The following is a 20,502-nucleotide window of genomic DNA, read 5'->3' on the forward strand; positions in this document are numbered from 1 at the left end:
GATCGCGGTATGCGGGGAGGGCGCCGAAACCGGGCGCGCAAGCGGTTGAGAGCTGCGCTCGATTACCAATTCTCCCGCCCTCAGTGGCCAGGCGAATCGAGCACACGGTTCAGATTGCGTGCTGGTTCCGTCGCGCTGATGGTTCGAATCATACAATCTGACTAAATCAGATTAGATGATTCCTACCGAATTTCGGCAATGCTCGCCGGCAGCGGAGCGCGCGGCTAGCCCAGCCGGTTGATGCCGTCGAAGGCGGCGTTTTTGTAGCATTCGGCGAGAGTTGGATAGTTGAAAACGGTGTCGACGAAATAATCGATCTTGCCGCCCAGCGATAGCACGGCCTGCCCGATATGCACGAGCTCGACCGCGCCCTCGCCGATGATGTGCACGCCGAGCAGCTCGCGCGTGTCGCGATGAAAGATCAGTTTCATGCGCCCGATGCTGTCGCCGACGATTTGGCCGCGCGCGATTTCGCGATACTGCGCCTTGCCGATTTCGTACGGTACGCCGTGCTCGGTGAGCTCGTCCTCGGTGCGCCCGACGAACGAGATCTCCGGAATCGTGTAGATGCCGTAGGGAAACAGCTCAGGCGCAAACGTCGCGCTGTGGCCGAACGCGTGGCAAACCGCAAGCCGCCCCTGTTCCATCGAGGTCGAGGCGAGACTCGGGAAACCGATCACGTCGCCGGCGCCGTAAATGTTCGGAACTTCGGTCTGGTAGAAGCCGTTGACTTTGACCCGGCCGCGCTCATCGGTCTTGAGTCCCGCCGCTTCGAGATTCAACTTCGAAGTCGCGCCGACGCGCCCCGTGCTGGTGAGCGCCTTGTCGGTGATGATCTGCTTGCCGCTCGCGAGCACCACCTTGACGTGCTTGCCGCCGCCGTCTTCGACGACTTCAACCGATTCGACCTTCTCACCGAGGCGCAGCGTCACGCGCCGCTCGCGGAGCTGGTAGGTGAGGGCCTCGATCAGCTCCGAATCGACGAACGGCAACACCCGCGGGCGCATGTCGATGAGCGTCACGCGCACGCCGAGCGCGGAGAACATGCTGGCGTACTCGCATCCGATGACGCCGGCGCCAATGACAGTCAGCGTCCGCGGCAGCGAATCGACGTTCATGATATCGTCGCTGGAGAAGATACACTGCCCGTCCAGCGGCATCCGCGGATCGATCGCGGCCTCAGTGCCAACCCCGAGCACGACCTTATCGGCGCTGACGACGCGATGTCCGTCGCCTTGATTGAGGCTGATCGAGTGCGCATCGACAAACGATGCTTCGGCCGTCACCAGCTCAATGCCGTTGCGCTGGAGCTGATGGCGCATCACATCGATCTCGTGACGCACGACCGGATCGATGCGGAAGACGAGATCCTGCAACGTGATCTTTTCCTTCACTTTGTAGGATTCGCCGTAGATGCCATGCTCGCGATAGCCGGACAGATAGATGACCGCCTCGCGCATCGTCTTGCTCGGGATCGTGCCAACGTTGATGCATACGCCGCCGACGATTGGCCGCCGCTCGACGATCATGACGCGCTTGTTGAGTTTCGCGCCCTGGATCGCGGCGTGATGGCCCGCCGGTCCCGAACCAATGACGACCAGGTCATAGTCGAATTGAGCCATGCCGAATTCTCCGCCTGCACAACAGTTTCAAAGATTATCGAAGCTATTGCCAGTACCGATCGATATTCGTCAGATTTCCGCCTGCTTTGCTCAGCAAGTTCCTTTTGTGTTCGACGCAAAAGCGTCACAAAATCAAAACATCCACTAAATCGGCATGAACCAAATCACACGGTAGCAGGATAGGAATCAGTGCTGCGCGCCTAGTAGAATGACGAACGTCAGGGAGGCATCACGAGTCCACGATGGCCAACGAAACTGAGTCAGTCGCATCGCTTTCCGCAGAATTTTCGGGGACTTCGTCAGCCCGCGCTGATTCCGATCACGACAGCCACAAACGCGCCCCGCGCCTGGTGCCGCAGCAGAACGATCCGCGCCTGAGCTCGCCCGAGCTCTATCTGAATCGCGAGCTGACGTGGCTCGAGTTCAACAAGCGGGTGCTGTTCGAGGCGGGTGACTCGCGCAATGCGCTCCTGGAGCGGCTCAAATTCCTTGCCATCACCGCGTCGAACCTCGACGAATTTTTCATGAAGCGCATCGGCGGCCTCAAGCAATTAGTCGTCGCGGGGCTCCAGGAAGTCACGGTCGACGGCCGCACGCCGCAACAGCAGATCACCGAGGCGACCGCGATCGTGGGCCAGCTCGACACCCGTCAGCGCGAGCTGCTGCCCGAATTGCTGAGCGAGCTCGCCGAGCACGGCATTCGAATCCGCCATTACGACGATCTCACCGATGATCAGCAGGAAGAAATCCGCGAGTACTACTTCCGCAATATCTTTCCGCTGGTGACACCGCAGGCGATGGATCCGGCGCATCCGTTTCCTTTCATCTCGAACCTGTCGTTCAACCTGCTGGTGACGGTGCGCTACGACGCGGATTCCGATCCGCTGATGGCGCGCGTGAAGGTGCCGCTGGGATTCGGTATCCGCCGCTTCCTGCGCGTCGGCCGCGGCAACGATTACGTCCGGCTCGAAGACGTGATGGCGAACAACCTCGATCTGCTTTTTCCGGCGATGGAGGTCATCTCCTGCGAGCTGTTCCGCGTGACGCGCAACGCCAATACCGAGCGCGACGAGGACGAGGCTGACGATTTGCTCGCGCTCATCGAGTCCGAATTGCGCGACCGCCGCTTCGCGCCGATCGTGCGCCTGGAAGTGATGACCGGGATGAACCCCGTGCATCGCGGAATGCTCGCGGCGGAGCTCGGCCTCGACGAGCGCTCGGACGTATTCGAAGTCGATGGCATCATGGCGCTGCGCGATCTGATGGAGATCGGGTCGATCGACATGCCGGTGCTGCACGATGCGCCGCATCATCCGATCGACCATCCGCGCCTGACGCCCGAGCGCAATATCTTTCACGTGATCCGCGACGCGGGATCGATCCTGCTGCTGCATCCTTACGAATCGTTTTCGACCTCGGTCGAGCGGTTGCTGCGCGAGGCGGCTGAGGATCCCAAGGTCCGCGCGATCAAGATGACGCTCTATCGCACCTCGCGCGACTCAAAGCTGATCGGCTACCTGTGCGACGCGGCGCGCAACGGCAAGCAGGTCGCGGTTGCGGTCGAGCTCAAGGCGCGCTTCGACGAGGCGGCGAATATCCAGTTCGCCGAGCAGCTCGAGGAGTACGGAATCCACGTCACCTACGGCGTGGTCGGACTCAAGACGCATAGCAAGGTGATCCTGGTTGTGCGCCAGGACTACACCGGGCTGAGACGCTACGCTCATATCGGGACCGGCAACTACCACGCCGGCACCGCGCGCATCTACGCTGACTTCGGTCTGCTCACCTGCGACGAGGCGATCGGCGAAGACCTGACCGAGTTGTTCAACTACCTGACAACCGGTTACGTTCCGGATCGCAACTATCGCAAGCTGCTGCCCGCGCCGACGCTGCTCAAGAAAGCGCTCATCGCGCGCATCGATCGCGAGATCAGTCTGCACTCGGCGGCCACTCCAGGACTGATCCAGTTCAAGATGAACGCGCTTGAAGATGCCGACGTGACGCGCGCGCTCTATCGCGCGTCGATGGCAGGGGTGCGCGTCGAGCTCATCGTGCGCGACACGTGCCGCTTGCGGCCAGGACTTGCTGGAATTTCCGACAACGTTCGCGTCGTGAGCATCGTCGGACGCTTCCTCGAGCACGGGCGCATTTATTATTTCCGCAACGGCGGGCGCGAAGAATATTTCATCGGCTCGGCGGATTGCATGAAGCGCAACCTCGAAAGCCGCGTCGAGGCCGTGACCCCGGTCGAAGATCCCCAACTGCGCAAGGAGCTGCGGCAGATCCTCGACCTGCAGTTCGCGCCGAATCGATGTGCATGGGAGATGCAGTCCGACGGCAGCTACATCAAAACCTCGGCGCCCGATGGCGACCTGGGATGCCAGCAGGCGATGATCGATCTATCCGACAAGCGTCAGCGTGAAGCGACCAAGTTGCGCAAGCGCCGCTCCAAGGGTTTCGCGCGGCGCGTCGTCAAACAGAATGGGCGCTCGGACTAGTTGCGAACCTTGAACAAGTCGATGTAGCGGTTGTCGCCGCGCGGATAGCGGGCGACCCGCTCGAGGCAGGGCGCGCCGCCCGCGACGCCGTAGTGCATCTCTTCCTTGTCGGTCAGCGCGACGTAGACCTGGCCGTGCTGCGCGGTGATCCATCGGCAGAAATCCGGCGGCTGCTGGTCGGGAAATGTAATCGACTCCGCGCCGGCATAAAAAGCGTAGCGCCGATCGTCGGAGACGATTGACGCCGACTGGCTGAGCCGCGCGACCTCCTCGCCGGCATAGCGGATCCCACGAATGTCATACGAATCGTTCTGGATCGAAATCGCGGTCAGGATCGCGAGCATCGCCAACGCGATCCATGCGAAGCTGACCCGCTTGGCGGCCGCTATCATCCCCAGCAGTCCAGCCAACTCTGCGATCCCCAGCACGACCCATCCGAACATGAACGCTATCAGGTGCGTCATGAAGCGCGGGCCCGTGTAGGTGGCCGCGAAACCACAGAAGTAGAAGGCGATCATGAGGAGCAGGAATGCGTCGGGCCAGCGCGCCAGGATCTGGCGGCCGCGGCGGTAGATTCCGAGCACGAGCAGCGGCGCGAGCACCGGCGTCAGCGCCTCGGCCAGGAAATAGAAGGACATCACGAAATCGGAGAGCAGCTTGCCGAGAAAAACCCGCGGCTCGGTCAGGAGCGGCATGAGCAGCGGCACCTGGTCATGATAGCCGAGATGGCGCCACTTCTGCGGATCGCTCGATGCATCGCCCATCCCGTACATCACCGCGGCGTGAAGCTCGCGGCTGAAGGCCAAATGACCGGAGCTGGCGCTGATGACTGCGATATACGGCGAGCCGACGATCAGGTAGCTCGCGCCGAATACGACTGCGGCTGCCAGCGCAAAGCCCAAGCCCCACTCGCGCCAAAGCAACGCGCCGATCACGATGAAGACCGGCACAAAACCCGCGTAGGCGACGGCCTCAGTACGGTAGAAATACGCGATCGCAGTGAGCACGCCCGCGAGTGCCGCGAACCGCAGGCTGCGCCGCTTGAGCGTGAGCATCGCGAACCACACCGAGATCGCGAGCAGGCAGATGTAGCCGGCTTCGGTGCGCACGCTCGCGCCATATCGCACCAGAGGCGGGTCGACCGCGACGATTGCTGCCGCGACGATCGCGAGATCGCGGCGTTTCGTGACCTCGCGCATCACAAAGTAAATCGGGATGACGGTAAGCCCGCCGAGCAGCGCGGAAATCAGATCGCCGCACAACTCCCAATCCGGGAACAGCAGGTGAAGCAACGCCATCAGCGCCGGATAGAGCGGCGGGAAAACCGACTGCAGCGCGTGCGCATAGCGCCCGGCGGCGATATCCTGCGCCATCCGCACGTACATGATGCCGTCGCCCGAGATGCAATAGGCGAAGATGCTCAGGTAGATGCGAATCGCGAGTGCGAGCGCAGCGATCGCCGCGATGATTTTCGCGTCGCTGAGCCTGGTCACCGATAACGGCAGAAGATCGATTTCGCGGGGCGCCGGCGCGCTCGGCTCGCGATCGAGACGGACGCTGCTACTCACTCGGATTGACAGGCACGACGAAATTTCCCGGGTTCGCCGCCATCGCATCGCGCAACCCGGGATTGTCGGTGAACAGTTTCGCCAGATCGGCGTGCTTGTTCACGTAACCGTCGTTCGAGATGAGCGACGGATTGCTGCCGAGCGCCGACGCGATTTTCGCATGCGCCGCCGCGAAGTCGCCCCACGCTCGCAACTGTTGGTTGTCGAGATCGGAGCGGTTGGCAGCCTCAAACTCGATCGTCGTATTGCCGTTGACCACCGTGCCGAGCACTTTGCGGCCCGCGTCCGAATCGGTCTGCGCGAATGCGTGCGCGGCCATGAGCACTGTGAACGCGATTACCGCGGCGAGAACTTTGTGCCTCATAGGTTTGCCTCCCCAGCATAGCCGATTATAGAAATCGCGCGCAGCGTTTGCGATTGCGCACTAATATCTTCGTATGGGTCGCGTTGAGGGCGGCGAATGTCTAAGATTATTTTCAGAGCAACGAAGGCAGGTTAAGGCGCTGAGAAGGCTCCATGGATGACGACGGTTTAAGAAGATTCGCGACGCCATCGACCCACCGCACAGATGGTGATTGGCCGCGGCGTCAGGGACTTCGCGCGTAGCCTGCTGCGGTAGCCGGGCGCGCGACGAAGCGGGCTCGTTGGTTACCGGAGGAGGCTCTTTGATGACGACCTCGGAATTTATCTTTGCGCGTCTGGAGTTTCACGGCGAAGATCGCGCCGATTACGTGCGGTTTGACCAGGAGTTGCAGGACTTCGCGCAGCGCACCGCGATGATCTCGTCGCTCGAGACGAGCGGAAAGCTCTCGCCGCTCGAAGCCTACCGGCGAATCGAGTTTTTGTTTCATAAGCTCAAGCGATCGCGCCGCCAGATTCGTCCCATCGGCTAGTTGGTCGAGCTTCCCCGCACTTCCGCGATACTCGGACCGCGACGGTCACCGTGCTATACGAATGCCGATGAAGTTGCAGAATCTTCTCGAAGGGGCGCATCGGTTTCGCTGTTGAGCAACCAAGTCGCTGACTCAGTCAACTCCTCTTCCATGGACGTGATGATCAAAAGCGGCGGGCGCCGGGCGGGATTGTTCGCGCAGATGAAGCCTGGCCGCGTGCTCGACGTCCCCAGCGGCGGCGGTTTGCAGTCGCGCGCGCTCCAGGCGCTTGGCTACTCGGTCGTCTCGGTCGATCTGTTCACGGGAGCCGAAGCCGGCGAGCGCAAGGTCTGCGCCGACGCCAACCACGCGCTGCCATTTCGCGACGGCGTCTTCGACTACGTGCTTTCGCGCGAAGGTATCGAGCACCTGGAGAACCAGGTGGGTTTCGTCCGCGAATGCGCGCGGGTGATGAAGCCCGGCGGGCAGATCGTCATCACGACGCCGAGCCTGATGCATCTGTCGTCGCGCTTCAGCCAGTTGCTCACGAGCCAGCGCAACCTGCGCCGCGGCCTCGCCAACGAAGTCCAGACCTTGCGCATCGCGGCCGACAAGCGCCTCTACCACGGCCACATCTTCATGATCGATTACTTCAGGATGCGCTACATCCTGCGGCTGAGCGGTTTCGACCGCCTGCGGGTTTTCACCGATCAGTACAGCCCGACCGCGGTTGCGCTGGCGTGGAGCGTGCCGATTTTCTACGCGGCATCGAAATTCTCGCTGCGCGCCGCGGCGCAGAAGGCGCGCTCGAAGCATCAGCCGGAAACGCCAGCGCCCGTCGCGCGAGAGATTCTCGCCCACGTATTCTCGCCTGCGATGCTGTTCGGCAAGCGCATGATCGTCGTCGCAGAAAAAGCCGCGCCCGGTGCGAGCGCAGTGGAGCAGAAGATCGCGAGCCTTGCCGCTATTGCCGGTGCGCGACGCCCCAATGATGGCGTCGCAGCAGAATAAGCGAATAGACAGTGATTGCGATCGCAGCGATCGCAAGCACTGCGATAATCCAGATGTAGCCTTCGATCTCGGTCCCGAAGACGCTCGCGAGCGCGAGGATCGCGCTCACCCACAGAAAGCTGCGATCAAGATGCACTCCGGCGAGGAAGCAGGTCACGGCCAGAATCAGCACCGTCATGAGCGCCACCGCGTCGGCATCCATCTGACCCCATCTGAGCTCGAGGAAAACGATCCACACCGCGAGAATCGGCACCAGCCAGTGCAGCGCGTGCTTGATCACCGTCGGCATCAGCGGCTCGCTGAATTGGCGCCCGACGGTCGCGTTCCACAGGCTGATCAGGCCGAAGATCGGGAACATCGCGCTCCAGTAGAGCCGGCCGCGATGCGCCGAGTAGTTGGTGAGGAACAGCCCGATCATCACCAGCACGCCGAGCGAGCCGGCGACCAGCACCTTTTCCAGCACCGATGCTTCCATGCGCGCCGGCCAAGGCTTGGGCGCGGCCGGCGGCGCTTGCTCACCGGGTGTGCTCTGAGGTTCTGCCACCTGCTCCTCCATATCGAGCGATCAACAAATTTCGCGCGCGCTTGAGGCTAGCGGCGCATCGGCGGCGCGATCAAGCTCAGAACAGTATCGATGGCAGGTAGGCGCCCCGCGGCTCGTTGTAGAGCCCGATGGTCATCAGCGTCATTTGCATGATGACCCGCAGACCGCGCGCGAGGCACCAGCGCATCAGCTCGGCGTTGCACGACGGCACCAGAAAGCCGGGCTTGTCGAACTCGCGTGTTGCGCCGATGAGAGCCTGGATATCGTCGTTGGATTCGCCGACGCTATAGCCGCCGAATGCGATCGACGTCGTGTAGCCGGTGATTCGGCCGCCGCGCTCGACAACTTTCGCAATGCCGCCGCGATTGATCGCGTCGGAGAGCTCGCTGCCGCGCTCGAATCCGTGCACGTACCGGCACAGCTCGTCGCACGCATCGAGATCTTTCCTGGCGGCATCGCGAACCTTGAAACCTTCGATCGAGACATTGAGCGCAGGACCGTGAAACACCGACAACGTCTCGCGCGGATCGAATCCGATTTTCGTATAGAGGCTCAGCGATCGCATGTGATACGCGGATTGCACGAGGCGCACTCCCGGAAAGCCGCGCTTTGCGACGCGCTCGAGCGCATTCAGCATCATCGCCTTGCCGGCGCCGCTGTTCTGCACCTCGGGATCGACGCTGATCGGCCCGATGCCGCCGATGATCGCACGCTCGTCCATGAAATTGCTGCCGATGATTTTGCCGCCGGACTCGGCGACCACGGAGTAAGTCTGCGGATGACGCAGCATGTGACTGACGACCGTCGAGGCGACCTCGGGCGAGGGAAAGTCCGGCGGAAAACCGTGCTCCTCGGCGATCGCCCTGAACGCCTCATAAGCAATCCGCCCGCACTCCTGCGAATCTTCCGGCTTGCCCGCACGCAAAGTGATGTCCATGGTCAGCCTCCGCGACAGAAATCAAAACGCACTATCGCGCGGGCGATGAAAACAGTCCACCGTTGTCAATCTGTTTAACGAGCGAACCCAACGGTCGTTCTCGAATGTCTGATTGTCATCTGAACGATAGAATTTAGTCGATGGCCGCCAACCACCCCGTCATCGCGAGAGCCTGTGAGAAAAACACCTTTTCTGTCGTTTTGATTGTTGGCTGCCATCCAATCTGTCATCCCTAGCGCAGTCGAGGGATCTTGGAGGCCCACAAAGGGGCCGGTGCCAGACATCGCGCGAAGCGCCTTCCTTATTTCATCTACCGGCGGCGTGAGTCTCGTTTCCGAGGCCACCGAAGCGGCGTTCTCTTTGACGAAACTCTTCCACCGCGGCGCGCAATTCGTTGCCATCGAAGTCGGGCCACATCGTGTCGCTGAAAATCAGCTCCGCGTAGGCGGATTCCCAGAGCAGAAAATCCGAGAGACGCTTTTCGCCGCCGGTGCGAATCAGCAAATCGACTTCCGTCGGACCCGATTGGTCGCTGAGCGCCTGCGCGATCAGCTGGCCGAAGTTATCAGCAGTAATGGAATTGCCTCCGCAGCTCGCCGCGGCGCGCGCGATCGACTCGCGGGCGGAATAGTCGAGCGCCACGCGGACGTGCAGCTTGCGGCCTTCGGCGGTGGTGCGCTCGACGCGGCGAATCTCAGTGCGCAGGCGCGCGGAGAGACGATCGCGCCGGCCGATCACTGTCAGGCGCGCGCCGCTTTCGATGAAGCGCTTCGTTTCGGATCGCAGATACGCGCGCAAGAGCCACATCAGCGCGTTCACTTCCTCGACCGGCCGCCGCCAGTTGTCGGACGAGAATGCGAACAGCGTGAGCGTCGTGATTCCGAGCCCGGGCGCGGCTTCGATCACGCGGCGGACGGCATCGGCGCCCGCGCGATGGCCGGCGGTGCGCGGCAGGCCGCGGCGCGTCGCCCAGCGGCCGTTGCCGTCCATGATAATCGCGACGTGGATACCGTCTCCAGAACGCCAAGTACTTTGCATTGCAAAGTCTCCTGCCAAAAAAATTTCAGGCCGGGGCGAGCCGCTGCGCCAGCGTGCGCGCCCGCTCGGTGTCGCCCGCCGCGGCCGCGTCGCGCACCACTTGCTCGAGCACCTCGACGTATTCGAGGTAGCGCCGCCGGCCGACCGCCGTGATGCGGCACATGGTCTGCGGACGATTCTTGTCGAAGCCCTTGGCGACTTCGAGCAGCCGCGCTTCCTGCAGCACTTGCAGATGCCGGCTCAGGTTGCCGTCGCTCAGCGCACACAATTGTTTCAGATCGTTGAAGCGCAGGCCCTGCGGATGCGCGATCAGCGAAGTCAGCACGCTAAGGCGCGCTCGCTCGTGAATCACGCGGTCGAGGCCCTCGTAGGCGAAGCGGCCCGCGCTGCGCTCTTTCTTAGAACCGCTCATCTTCTACCGGTTGACTCCATTGCAAAACCGCTGCTGCCAGCAACTGCCCGAGCCCAAACGGCAGCGCCATCAACCACGGCGACAGCACATGCTGCTCGCGCGACAGCGCGAGGCAGGCGAGGCCGCACAGCAGGTACCATGCTCCAACGGCATAGGTGGCGCGCGGCAGAAATCGCGCCGACGCAAAAATGCCAAGACTGAACAGCACCTGCCACAACCCCGGCAGCATCCAGACCGCGTCGGGCGCGAATCGCACCAGCACCGACGTGAGCAGCAGGCCCGCCACCGCAGCCGGCATGAACTGTTCGACGGCGGTGAGGATCATCTCCTCGGCCAGCCCTGAATGCATGCTGCGCGACCGCGTCACCATCTCGAAGCCGATCAGCGTGAGCGACAGCACGGCGGTCGCCATCCAGATCGCGATATAGATGATGATGTTGTGCGCGGGATCGGCGAGCTTGTGCGCCTGCACCTCGCCGGCAACCAGCGCGATCAGACCGGTCGTGGCGACCGTGACAGGGCCATAGCCCTGGAACTCCGCGGTGCGGGCGATCTGGCTGCGAATCGCGGTGATCTCAGCGAGGGCTTCGTCCAGGTCCTTCATGGCGTTCACTTTGTATCGCAAAGTAATCGCGGCGCGCGCTCACGTCAAGCGCTGCGGATGAATCTATCGTGCGCTGGAGCCTGCTGGCACCCTCGCCGCGATACCGACGCCGTAGTCGTAGACCAGTTCGCCTCCAGTCTTGCCCTGGTACAGCAACGCACCGGTCGCGACAAGTGCGGCGCATAAGTATGCGGCCCACGCCCGACTGAGTATCGGTACCAACTCCTGCGCGATTCGCCACGCGGCCAGAGCGACGAAAGTCCACATCAGGTAACGCCCAAGCGTGGCATGGGCAAGCAAACTCGTATCCGAATACAGGAGTGTGTGCGCCGCCGGAGTCATTGTGTCCCAGACGCGATTCGCTTCGGCGTCGCCGGTGAAATACGAAACGATCGCGGCGAGCGCTCCGCCGATCATCAGAATCAATGCCGACCGCCGCAGGCGCTCCGCGCCGTTTTGAATCAAACGAAATCGCCAGAACGACGCGAGCGCGCCTGCGACGTCGCATGCTACGCCAACGCTCGCCAGCGCGATCGTGAAATGGTCGACGATCGGATGCAGTTGAATCGATGCGGGGAACATCACTCGACCACGAACGTCATCTTCATGTTGCCGTGGCCGGAGCCGCAAAAGTTATCGCAGATGATCGAATATTTGCCCGGAGTCCGCGGCGTGAGCTTGACGTCGACTGATTGCTTCGCGGGGATCGTCTCGTCGAGACCGAGCGGACGTGAAAAGAATCCGTGCGTCACGTCTTCGCTCACGAGATGAAGCGTCACCGGTTGGCCCGCTTTCAGGTGAACCTCGTTGGGCGAAAAGGCGAAGCGCTTTGCCGTGATATCGATCACCTGCGGATCCTGCGCGAGCGCGGACGGCGCCCAACTCCCTGCGATCATCGAGCTCAAGGCAAACGTGCCGAGAAAAATCACCACTCGTTTCGTTTTCGTCTTCATTACGCAACTCCGCTTTTCAGTAATTGCTGAATCCCGACCGTGCCCGAATACTCATTCACGGTGAGCTCGATGTCGTTGATCGCCGGCGCCGATGCGCTCGTCTGATCGACAACCCGGATGCCGAGGTTCTTGAACGGCCGCGCGGCGTCGAACGCGACGGGCTTCTTGTCCGGCACCTGCGCCGGATCGGGGAACGCGAATATCAGCGAGCGCGCCGCGTAGTGCTTCGAATGGCCGATCGCGTGGACATCGTCGCGATGGATATGGCCATAGAGCACCGTCACGTTCTCATACGGAGAGAGGACGTTCATGACTTTGTCGCCGTCGCTGGTGAACCATTCCCATTCGGGCTTGAGATCGAAGAGCGGGCGATGGGTGAAGACAATGATCGGCGCGGTTTTCGGAAAGCGTGTGAGATCCTTTTGCAGCCACGCGATGTGCTCGGCGCCCACTGCGGGTTTGCCGCGCGACACATTGTCGAGCGCGATGAAATGAACGCCGCGGAAATCGAACGAATACGAAGTCTCGCCGAAATACTCACGATAGAGCGCGCCCCCGTCGATCGCGGCGTCGTGCTCGCCCGGCACGTAGTGCATATTCTGCACGCCCAGAGTCGATGCGATCTGCTTGAACTGTTTCATCCGCGCGGCGCGCTGGTCCTGCTTCTCGGAATCGTGAGTCAGGTCGCCTGAAAAAATGACCAGCTCGGGCTGCTGCGGCAGTTTGTTGATCACTTGCACCGCGCGCTCGAAGGCCTTGGTGCCGAGCGGATCGGGCGGGCCGTTGAATCCTACGTGAGTGTCGGAGAGCTGCACGAAGGTAAATGGCGCCGGCGCCTCGCCATTCGCGCGGCCCATCTCGCCCGTGAGCTGCGCAAGCGCGCGGCTGTTGCCCAGGGCCGATCCGGCAAACTGGTAGAGGGCGCCGAACCCCAACGATGCTCCGGCGATGCGCAGAAACGACCGCCGGTCGAGTTCACGTTTCATCTGGTTCTCCTTCGAAAGCGTGCACGCAGTGCTCGTTTCGAATGGCAGACTCAGGTGCTGGGCGATTTATTCCCTGCGATGGATCCAGTCGAGCGCAAAAAACTGGCTCTTCAAATCCGCGCGCGCCGCTGCGATATGAAAAGCATGGAAAACGAAAAAGACGCGTTGACTCGGCTCAATGAATCGATAACGCCGTTCTCGAAGCTGCTCGGGATCAGATTTCTCTCCGGCGCGCCCGAACGTGTGACGGCTGAAATGATCGTGCGCGAGGACATGTGCACTGAGCCGGCGATCCTGCACGGCGGCGCGATGATGGCGTTCGCCGACACGCTAGGCGCTCACGCCACGATGCTCAACCTTAGCGGCGGATCCGCGACCACAACGCTCGAATCGAAGACCAACTTCCTGGCGCGCGCCCCTGTCGGCTCGCGCGTGATTGGCGAATGCACCGCGATCCATCGCGGCAAGCGCACTATGGTCTGGCAGACGCGGCTCAGCGCCGAAAACGGCACCCTGCTCGCGATCGTGACGCAGACGCAGATGGTGCTCGAGCCGCGCACCTGACCCGCGCGCGGGCGTCACGATCAGGCTCGCGACGCGCGTCCCACGCCTGCTACCGATTGGTCGTAATTTTTAGCTCACCATCCGGTAACAATTTTTACAATTTGTATATATCCTCCGGTTTTCGCTATAAACCAACTGTCAGGCTTCTGCCTGCCGGAGGAAAACAATGCCAATATTTGCCTTGGCCTTATTGTTAACGATAGGCCCAGCCCAGTACGGGAACATTAATCTCCTTTACGCGCCGGGAGGATTCGGCTCCCTCGACGGCACTGTGCCGCCCGCGACCTGCGAAGTCGTAGTTGACGTGTTCAACACTAGCGGCAAGCAAGTGGCTACCGGGACTTTCAACCTTACTCTCGGCCAAACGGGCACGCTCACCTTCGGCCGCGGCGGAGGTGTGTTCACCCAGCAAGCGATGCTTGTAAACAATTGCCCCGCGGATTCAATGAACTGCGACCCGACGCTATGCAACATCAGCGAATCAATCGAGACCGTGAACTCGCTCACCCTCCAAACTCAAGTGTTGCAGACTGGATTCGTCTCGCGGCCGTTTATTGACCAACTATCCAACTAGAGATTGGCGGATCTCTCGATGGCAACCGACTAACATATTGAGGACAAAAAGATGCTGGGTTTATTCCAGGCGATTCAATTAATCCTTGCGATAAGCGGATTGACAGGCCTTACACTCGGCCAGAACGCCAACGTTTTCGTGGACTATCCTCCGGGTATGGGCGTTCAATGCCAGGTAGCTGTCGATTTCTTCGACGCCAACAGCAAGACGATCGAAACCAACACTTTCACTCTCGCACCGGGCCAGACCAAGAAGGTCAGCTTGAGCAAAAATCAACTCGGAATTTTCGCACCACATCCGCTGTTCTGGTTCTTCGCGGGAGTCACGGCCTGCGATGGCAGCGCGGCAAACTGTCAATCTGAATCGGGTGCCTGCGAATCACTAACGCTCACGGCCTATGACACCGACGCTGTCGGCAATGTAGTGTTGCTTCTCAACAGTACAAGCCGGACCGCCGCCCCTGCCAGTGCTGACTAGAAAACCGCTCGGCCAAGCGATGGAAGAGGCCCTGAGCACTCGCCGGGCCTCTTTATTTTCCCGCTTCAGGAGGGTCTTACCACGTATCGATATTGGGGCGCTTCTTCCCAATGCGCGGCGCAGGCTGCGGCGCCGATTCCAGCGCGCCCGCGATCCAGCGGCGCGATTCCGCTGGATCGATCACGTCGTCGATCTCAAAAGTTGACGCGGTGTTAACGGCCTTGCCGTGCTCGTACATCCGCGCGACCATTTTGTCGTAAAGGTCCTTGCGCTCGGCCGGATCGCTGAGCGCCGCGAGTTCGTTGCGATAGCCCAACTTGACTGCGCCTTCGAGCCCCATGCCGCCGAACTCGCCCGTCGGCCACGACACCGTGAACATCCCGGCCTTGAAGCTGCCGCCCGCCATCGCCTGCGCGCCGAGGCCGTAACCCTTGCGCAGAATGATCGTGAAGAACGGCACGGTGATATTGGAGCCGACCACGAACATCCGCGACGCATGACGGACGAGCGCGGTCTTCTCTACCTCGGGGCCGACCATGATTCCGGGACAATCGCACAGGAACAAAATCGGGATGTCGAACGCGTCGCAGAGCTGCATGAACCGCGCAGCCTTATCGGCGCCAGGGCTGTCGATCGCGCCGGCGAGATGCACAGGATTGTTCGCGATGATTCCGATCGGCCGCCCTTCGACGCGCGCCAGCGCCGTTACCATCCCGAGTCCGAAATGACGGCGAATCTCGAGCACCGATCCTGAATCGGCGAGCATCTCTATCACCGCGCGCACGTCGTAGATGCGCAATCGATTCTCCGGGATGATCGATCGTAACATTCGCTGATCGGCGCAGTTCCAGTCGCGGACCCGGCCCTGGAAGTAAGACAGATACTTGCGCGCGACCGCGACGCCCTCGGCCTCGGTCTCGACAGGAATATCGACGACGCCATTGGGGACCTGCGATTCCATCGGACCGACTTCCTCGGGGCGGAAGATGCCGAGGCCGCCGCCTTCGATCATCGCGGGTCCGCCCATGCCGATGTTCGAGTTCCTGGTCGCGATCACTATGTCGCAGCATCCGAGCAGTGCGGCGTTGCCGGCGAAGCATCGGCCCGAGTTGATCCCGACCAGCGGCACCAGCGCGCTCATCTTGCCGAAATAGTTGAACGCCATGCAGTCGAGGCCGGCCACGCCGACGCCGTCGGTATCGCCCGGGCGTCCGCCGCCGCCCTCGGTGAAGAATACGACGGGCAGGCGGTTGTGCGTTGCGATCTCGAACATCCGATCTTTCTTGCGATGGTTCTGCTGGCCCTGCGTGCCCGCGAGCACGGTGTAGTCGTAGGACATCAACGCGGTGCGCGCGCGCTCGGCATCGAAGAGATTGCCGTTGACGCGGCCGATGCCGGCGATCATGCCGTCGGCGGGCGTTCGCGCGATCAGGTCTTCGAGCGTGCGACGGCGGCGTTGCGCCGCGATCACGATCGGGCCGTATTCGACAAAGGTGCCGGGGTCGCAAAGGTCTTCGATATTTTCACGCGCCGTGCGCTGACCGGTCTTGCGCCGCCGCGCGACAGCATCGGGACGGTTCTCGTCGTAGCCAAAAGCGTGACGCTCGAAGACCTCTGCCAGGTCGGGACGAATTCGATCGAGATCGATTTCCTTCGTCTCGGCTACGGCCGCTTGAGCGACTTCCGCCTCCTCGATGAACATCAGGGGATGGCCCTCGAACACCGCGTCGCCCTTGGCGACCGCGACGCGGCGCACGATGCCGCTGACGTCGGCATTGATGACGTGCTCCATCTTCATCGCTTCCATCACGGCGACTTGCTTGCCGCGATGCACGCGATCGCCTTCCCTGACTTCGAGTGAAACGATCGTGCCCTGCATCGGCGCGCGCACCGCGATCGTTCCCTCGGGTCCCTGCACCTGCGAAGCGGGCGCAACCGCTACAGGAGCCGACGCGGGAGCAGCGGCGGCGCCGTCACCGGATTTGCCGTGATGTAAAACAGCCAGCGGATCGCGCGTGTCGATCTTCGCTCCGGCCAGCCGCGGTGCGATCTGCGGCTCGAAGTAGAGCCGCCGGTGCGACGCGCCTTCGGGTGCGATCAAATCGCTCAGATGCTCTTCGATAAATCGCGTGTAGAGGTTGTTGGCAACAAAATCAGGATGGCGCAGCAGGTTTTGCAGAAATCCGATATTGGTCGGCGCGCCTTCGATGCGAAACTCGCACAGCGCCCGGTATGCCTTCGTCACCGCGTCGGAAAATTTCGGCGACGGCGAATACGTGATGAGCTTGGCGATGAGCGAGTCATAGTTCGGATTCGTGGTGTATCCCGCATAGCCGTAGGTATCCGTGCGAATTCCGGGACCGTTCGCGGGCTCGAATGAGCTGAGAGTGCCGCCCGACGGTTTCGCGACACCGTCCGCGCCCATCGTCTCGAGATTGACACGGAGTTGAATCGCGTAACCTCGCGGCCGGGGCACGTCCTGTTGCGTGAGTCCGAGCTCGCCAAGGGTCTTGCCGCCGGCGATTTCGAGCTGAGCCTTGACGATATCGATACCCGTCACTTCCTCGGTGACGGTGTGCTCGACTTGCAGACGCGGATTCGCCTCGATGAACGCGAACGCGCCTTCGCCTGAGCCATCGCCCGCTTCAACCAGAAACTCGAACGTGCCGAGGCTGTCGTAGTGAACCTCTTCGGCAAGGCGGCACGCCGAATTGAGGAGCCACTCTCGCAGCGCGTCAGGAAGATTCGGACTCGGAGCGATCTCGACGATCTTCTGATGACGGCGCTGGACCGTGCACTCGCGCTCCCAGAGATGACTGACCGCGACGCCGTCGCCGATCACCTGGACTTCGATATGGCGCGCGCGCGGCATCAACTGCTCGACGTAGACGTCACTGTTGCCGAACGCGGCGCGCGCTTCCGACTGGCATCGCTTGTAGGCTTCCTCGACGTCGGCATCGCGATGAACGGCCCGCATCCCACGGCCGCCGCCGCCGGAGACGGCTTTGATCATCATCGCGCCGCCGGCGCCGAGCGACGACAGAAACTCGCGCGCCTCTTCGAGCGTGGTCGGCCCGGTCGTACCGCGCAGCAGTGGCACGCGGCATCGCTCCGCAAGCTCGCGCGCCTTCACCTTGTCGCCGAAGAGTTCGAGGATCTCGGGACGCGGTCCAACGAACTTGATGCCCGCTTCCTTGCAGCGTCGTGCGAACGCGGCGTTCTCGCTGAGAAAACCATAGCCCGGATGGATCGCATCGCATCCGGCGGACAGCGTCAGGGCGACGATTTGTTCGATATCGAGATACGCGGATGCGCCGCGGCCGCTCAGGCCGCGCGCCTCGTCAGCCTTACGCGTGTGCAACGATGCGGCGTCATCTTCGGAAAAAATCGCGACGGTACGAATCCCCAACTCGGCGGCCGCGCGCATCACGCGAATGGCGATCTCGCCGCGGTTGGCAATGAGAAGACTGGTCGGCAGCATTCAGCGCTCTACCTCGTACAAAAATGAAAGATCGTCGTGAAAACATCGCATCTTTCGGCCTCGCCTCGCCAGAGTAGCGGAGGCCCGCGGATGCTATCTGAGCGCTACGGACATCCTGAGCTGATCGCCACCGGGCGGATGCTCATTGTTGATTTCGAAAGTGCAGCTCGCGAGCTGCTTCGAATCTGACGCGCGCTCGCCGGCATAAGTCTGGTAGGCGGGTGTCGGCGGATCGGGAAGCGGCGGCGGCTTGTAGCCGGGGCCGACGATCATGGTCTGCGAGCTGCGCGCGCGATACTGAATCTCGTTGGCGAGCATCGTCAGCGCGTCGGCATCCGGCCGCGGCGGCGCCGCTGTGAGGAAGCTCTTGGCAATATCGGCGGCGAAGATTCCATCGCGGCCCGAGATGAACGATCGTTTGAGCGCGAGGTCGATCTGCTGCACGAGCGAGTGCGAGTTTATCGTGACGGTGACGATCGCGAGGTCGTGGAACTTCTCGCCGGTCGGCTGGAACACGATCTTCTGCGTGCCGCCGCCGGCCGCCTCACGATGCGTCTCGGCAAGATTGAAAAAATTAAAGAAATCGGTCTTCTGGATTTCAGCCAGCGGCTGGTTGATGAAGCCGCCGTCCGTTGCCGCGACTCCGCGCCCGACCATGCCAACGATCGCACCCGCCGTGGATACGATCGCAAGCATCCGGCGCAAGAACTTCGAGGCCAAACCCTATCGCCCCCGCTCAGACCTGAGGAATGATCTGTTCGCTAATGAGCCGGAATTGCTTTTCATCGACGCCCGCCATCGTGCCGAAGATGAACTGCGACACGCCCCACTCTTTGACACGCCGCTTTAACTCGATGACACATTGCTCCGGCGTTCCAATGAGGCTGATGGGCGTCTTCATCACCGCCTCGGGAGTCATCTTGAACATCGGCCCCATCATCTCGGCCGTCTGCCGAGCCGCCGCCGCGGTATCCGTTATCACCACCGAGAACATCACGTTGCTGATCTTGATCGAATCCGGATTGCGGCCTGCGCGCTTCGCCTCTTCGCGGACGAAGCTGATCTTCTGGCGAAAGGACTCGTCGGTGAATTTGGAAACGTTCTCGACCGAAATCTTCCCCGGCTTGCCGGCGTCGGCAATCAGGTTGAGATAATCCGCGTGCTTCGCCGCGATACGCAGCAGCCCCTTGCCGCCGCCGCCAACGACGATCGGTGGATTTTTCTGAATCGGCTTCGGCCACAGGATCGCGTCCTTGAACTTGTAGTGCTTGCCGTCGAAGTTCGTGCGCTCATTGGCCCACAGTGACTTGATGCAGGTGAGAGCTTCGTCGAGCATCTCGAGCCGCTCGCCAATGGGCGGAAACGGGATACCCGTCATCTGGAACTCCGTCTCGGTCCATCCGGTGCCGAGGCCCGCAACCATCCGCCCGCCGCTGATGTGATCGAGCGTGGAGAGGCTTTGCGCGGTGATCGCGGGATGCCGAAACAAGTTGCAGAGCACGAGATGGCCGATGCGAATCTTCTTCGTGGCATCTGCAACGGTGGCCGCAATCAGAATCGGATCGTATGCCAGCGCGTGCGGATCGTAGGTGCGCTCCGGACCTTCCATCACGATGTGATCGGGAAAGAAGATGACGTCGTAGCCGAGACCCTCAAGCGCCTGCGCCGCGTCGCGAAACCTGGCCGGCTCGATGTTTGCCAACTGGTAGCCGAATTCCATGCTTTTCCTCCGATGGCTCAATGATCGATACGGTCGCTCACTTCGATGCGACCATAGCTGTCGGCGCAAATTGAAGCCATCCACGTATCGCGGGTAATCAGAGGAGAAAAAGAAGGCGAGTGATACGCTGGATGCGTATCACTCGCCGTGCGAACCACTTTCAGTAAGTGGAGGAGGAGTGTCGCCGATTAGTATCCCGGCGAGGTGACGGTCGTCGTGGTGCGCTTGTTCACGAGGCCATCGTCGTCATCGGTTGTGGTGGTGGTTCGCGTAGTCGTGGTCGAAGGATAAGTAGTCACTGTTGAAGGATAGGTCGTTACTACCGGCGCCGTTGTCACGACCGGAGGATTCGAGACAACCGTCGTGGAGTAGGTCGGAGGAGTAGTCGTCACGTAGGAGGGACTGTAGTCAGTCGTCGTGCTCTTCTGAACGGTCCCGTCGCTGTAGTGAGTAGTGGTGGTCGTGGCCTGCGCCGTCGTCGCAGGTACCGCTGTAGTCGTCGTCACAGGAGCTTCGACAACCTGGGTAGCGGGTACATCATAGCTCGTAGTGGTTGACGATTGAGAAGTCTGGACCGGGGGCACTGGCTCCGTGCTATCAGTGTCCGCACAGGCGACTAAAGTAAGTGAGGCAACGCCGAT

The 20,502-nt window shown here is 61.6% G+C and carries 21 protein-coding genes; 6 read left to right on the forward strand and 15 right to left on the reverse strand.

Annotated elements, in window-relative coordinates; translation table 11 throughout:
- Positions 1–224: 224 nt before the first annotated feature.
- Positions 225–1,622: a Si-specific NAD(P)(+) transhydrogenase gene (gene sthA, locus VMA09_14520; protein ID HUA34819.1), complete on the reverse strand. Its 1,398-nt coding sequence runs from the start codon at positions 1,620–1,622 to the stop codon at positions 225–227.
- A 242-nt stretch (positions 1,623–1,864) separates the two neighbouring features.
- Here sthA and ppk1 point away from each other — a divergent pair, with 242 nt between their 5' ends.
- Positions 1,865–4,120, forward strand: coding sequence for a polyphosphate kinase 1 (gene ppk1 / locus VMA09_14525; protein ID HUA34820.1), 2,256 nt, complete (start codon positions 1,865–1,867; stop codon positions 4,118–4,120).
- Here ppk1 and VMA09_14530 read toward each other — a convergent pair.
- Positions 4,117–5,688, reverse strand: coding sequence for a glycosyltransferase family 39 protein (locus tag VMA09_14530; GenBank protein HUA34821.1), 1,572 nt, complete (start codon positions 5,686–5,688; stop codon positions 4,117–4,119). The genes ppk1 and VMA09_14530 overlap by 4 nt on opposite strands.
- Positions 5,681–6,052, reverse strand: coding sequence for a hypothetical protein (locus tag VMA09_14535; GenBank protein HUA34822.1), 372 nt, complete (start codon positions 6,050–6,052; stop codon positions 5,681–5,683). The genes VMA09_14530 and VMA09_14535 overlap by 8 nt, the downstream gene beginning before the upstream one ends.
- Positions 6,053–6,356: 304 nt before the next feature.
- On the opposite strand from VMA09_14535, the gene VMA09_14540 reads away from it, so the two are divergent.
- Both VMA09_14540 and VMA09_14545 read left to right on the forward strand, forming a co-directional pair.
- The gene (locus VMA09_14540) at positions 6,357–6,581 is read left to right on the forward strand and encodes a hypothetical protein (GenBank protein ID HUA34823.1); all 225 of its coding nucleotides are present in this window, start codon (positions 6,357–6,359) and stop codon (positions 6,579–6,581) included.
- A 111-nt stretch (positions 6,582–6,692) separates the two neighbouring features.
- Positions 6,693–7,571 (forward strand): class I SAM-dependent methyltransferase, encoded by an 879-nt coding sequence (locus tag VMA09_14545; GenBank protein ID HUA34824.1) that lies wholly within the window; start codon positions 6,693–6,695, stop codon positions 7,569–7,571.
- Here VMA09_14545 and VMA09_14550 read toward each other — a convergent pair.
- From VMA09_14550 to VMA09_14585, 8 genes are all read right to left on the reverse strand, one after another.
- On the reverse strand, positions 7,525–8,115 hold the full coding sequence (locus VMA09_14550) for a hypothetical protein (GenBank protein HUA34825.1): 591 nt from the start codon (positions 8,113–8,115) through the stop codon (positions 7,525–7,527). The two genes, VMA09_14545 and VMA09_14550, sit on opposite strands and share 47 nt — an antisense overlap.
- Before the next feature lie 76 nt (positions 8,116–8,191).
- Positions 8,192–9,052 (reverse strand): GNAT family N-acetyltransferase, encoded by an 861-nt coding sequence (locus tag VMA09_14555; protein HUA34826.1) that lies wholly within the window; start codon positions 9,050–9,052, stop codon positions 8,192–8,194.
- A gap of 306 nt (positions 9,053–9,358) precedes the next feature.
- Positions 9,359–10,090 carry a di-trans,poly-cis-decaprenylcistransferase gene (locus VMA09_14560; protein ID HUA34827.1) on the reverse strand — a complete coding sequence of 244 codons (732 nt, stop codon included), beginning with the start codon at positions 10,088–10,090 and terminating at the stop codon, positions 9,359–9,361.
- Positions 10,091–10,115: 25 nt separating this feature from the next.
- Positions 10,116–10,502: a transcriptional regulator gene (locus VMA09_14565; protein HUA34828.1), complete on the reverse strand. Its 387-nt coding sequence runs from the start codon at positions 10,500–10,502 to the stop codon at positions 10,116–10,118.
- Positions 10,489–11,106, reverse strand: coding sequence for a hypothetical protein (locus VMA09_14570; GenBank protein HUA34829.1), 618 nt, complete (start codon positions 11,104–11,106; stop codon positions 10,489–10,491). Before VMA09_14570 ends, VMA09_14565 begins: the two co-directional genes overlap by 14 nt.
- A 63-nt stretch (positions 11,107–11,169) precedes the next feature.
- Positions 11,170–11,688 carry a DUF2231 domain-containing protein gene (locus VMA09_14575; GenBank protein HUA34830.1) on the reverse strand — a complete coding sequence of 173 codons (519 nt, stop codon included), beginning with the start codon at positions 11,686–11,688 and terminating at the stop codon, positions 11,170–11,172.
- Positions 11,688–12,059, reverse strand: coding sequence for a cupredoxin domain-containing protein (locus VMA09_14580; GenBank protein HUA34831.1), 372 nt, complete (start codon positions 12,057–12,059; stop codon positions 11,688–11,690). The genes VMA09_14575 and VMA09_14580 overlap by 1 nt, the downstream gene beginning before the upstream one ends.
- A complete protein-coding gene (locus VMA09_14585) occupies positions 12,059–13,045 on the reverse strand; it encodes a metallophosphoesterase (protein ID HUA34832.1) in 987 nt (328 codons plus the stop codon). The genes VMA09_14580 and VMA09_14585 overlap by 1 nt, the downstream gene beginning before the upstream one ends.
- A gap of 144 nt (positions 13,046–13,189) precedes the next feature.
- Here VMA09_14585 and VMA09_14590 point away from each other — a divergent pair, with 144 nt between their 5' ends.
- The 3 genes from VMA09_14590 (at position 13,190) to VMA09_14600 (ending at position 14,660) form a co-directional block, all read left to right on the forward strand.
- Complete coding sequence (locus VMA09_14590; protein HUA34833.1) at positions 13,190–13,609, forward strand: PaaI family thioesterase; 420 nt, start codon at positions 13,190–13,192, stop codon at positions 13,607–13,609.
- A 166-nt stretch (positions 13,610–13,775) separates the two neighbouring features.
- Positions 13,776–14,183 carry a hypothetical protein gene (locus tag VMA09_14595; protein ID HUA34834.1) on the forward strand — a complete coding sequence of 136 codons (408 nt, stop codon included), beginning with the start codon at positions 13,776–13,778 and terminating at the stop codon, positions 14,181–14,183.
- 51 nt (positions 14,184–14,234) lie between these two features.
- Positions 14,235–14,660: a hypothetical protein gene (locus VMA09_14600; protein HUA34835.1), complete on the forward strand. Its 426-nt coding sequence runs from the start codon at positions 14,235–14,237 to the stop codon at positions 14,658–14,660.
- Positions 14,661–14,736: 76 nt separating this feature from the next.
- Here VMA09_14600 and VMA09_14605 read toward each other — a convergent pair whose 3' ends face one another.
- The 4 genes from VMA09_14605 to VMA09_14620 all read right to left on the reverse strand — a co-directional run bounded on the left by VMA09_14605 (position 14,737) and on the right by VMA09_14620 (position 20,367).
- Positions 14,737–18,141: a carboxyl transferase domain-containing protein gene (locus VMA09_14605; GenBank protein HUA34836.1), complete on the reverse strand. Its 3,405-nt coding sequence runs from the start codon at positions 18,139–18,141 to the stop codon at positions 14,737–14,739.
- A gap of 93 nt (positions 18,142–18,234) precedes the next feature.
- Entirely contained in the window at positions 18,235–18,861 is a 627-nt protein-coding gene (locus tag VMA09_14610; protein HUA34837.1) for a hypothetical protein, read from the reverse strand.
- 16 nt (positions 18,862–18,877) lie between these two features.
- Positions 18,878–19,861 carry an LLM class flavin-dependent oxidoreductase gene (locus VMA09_14615; GenBank protein ID HUA34838.1) on the reverse strand — a complete coding sequence of 328 codons (984 nt, stop codon included), beginning with the start codon at positions 19,859–19,861 and terminating at the stop codon, positions 18,878–18,880.
- Positions 19,862–20,049: 188 nt separating this feature from the next.
- Positions 20,050–20,367 carry a hypothetical protein gene (locus VMA09_14620; protein HUA34839.1) on the reverse strand — a complete coding sequence of 106 codons (318 nt, stop codon included), beginning with the start codon at positions 20,365–20,367 and terminating at the stop codon, positions 20,050–20,052.
- Between the last annotated feature and the right edge of the window lie 135 nt (positions 20,368–20,502).

The organism is Candidatus Binataceae bacterium (assembly GCA_035508495.1).
Lineage (GTDB): Bacteria > Desulfobacterota > Binatia > Binatales > Binataceae > JASHPB01.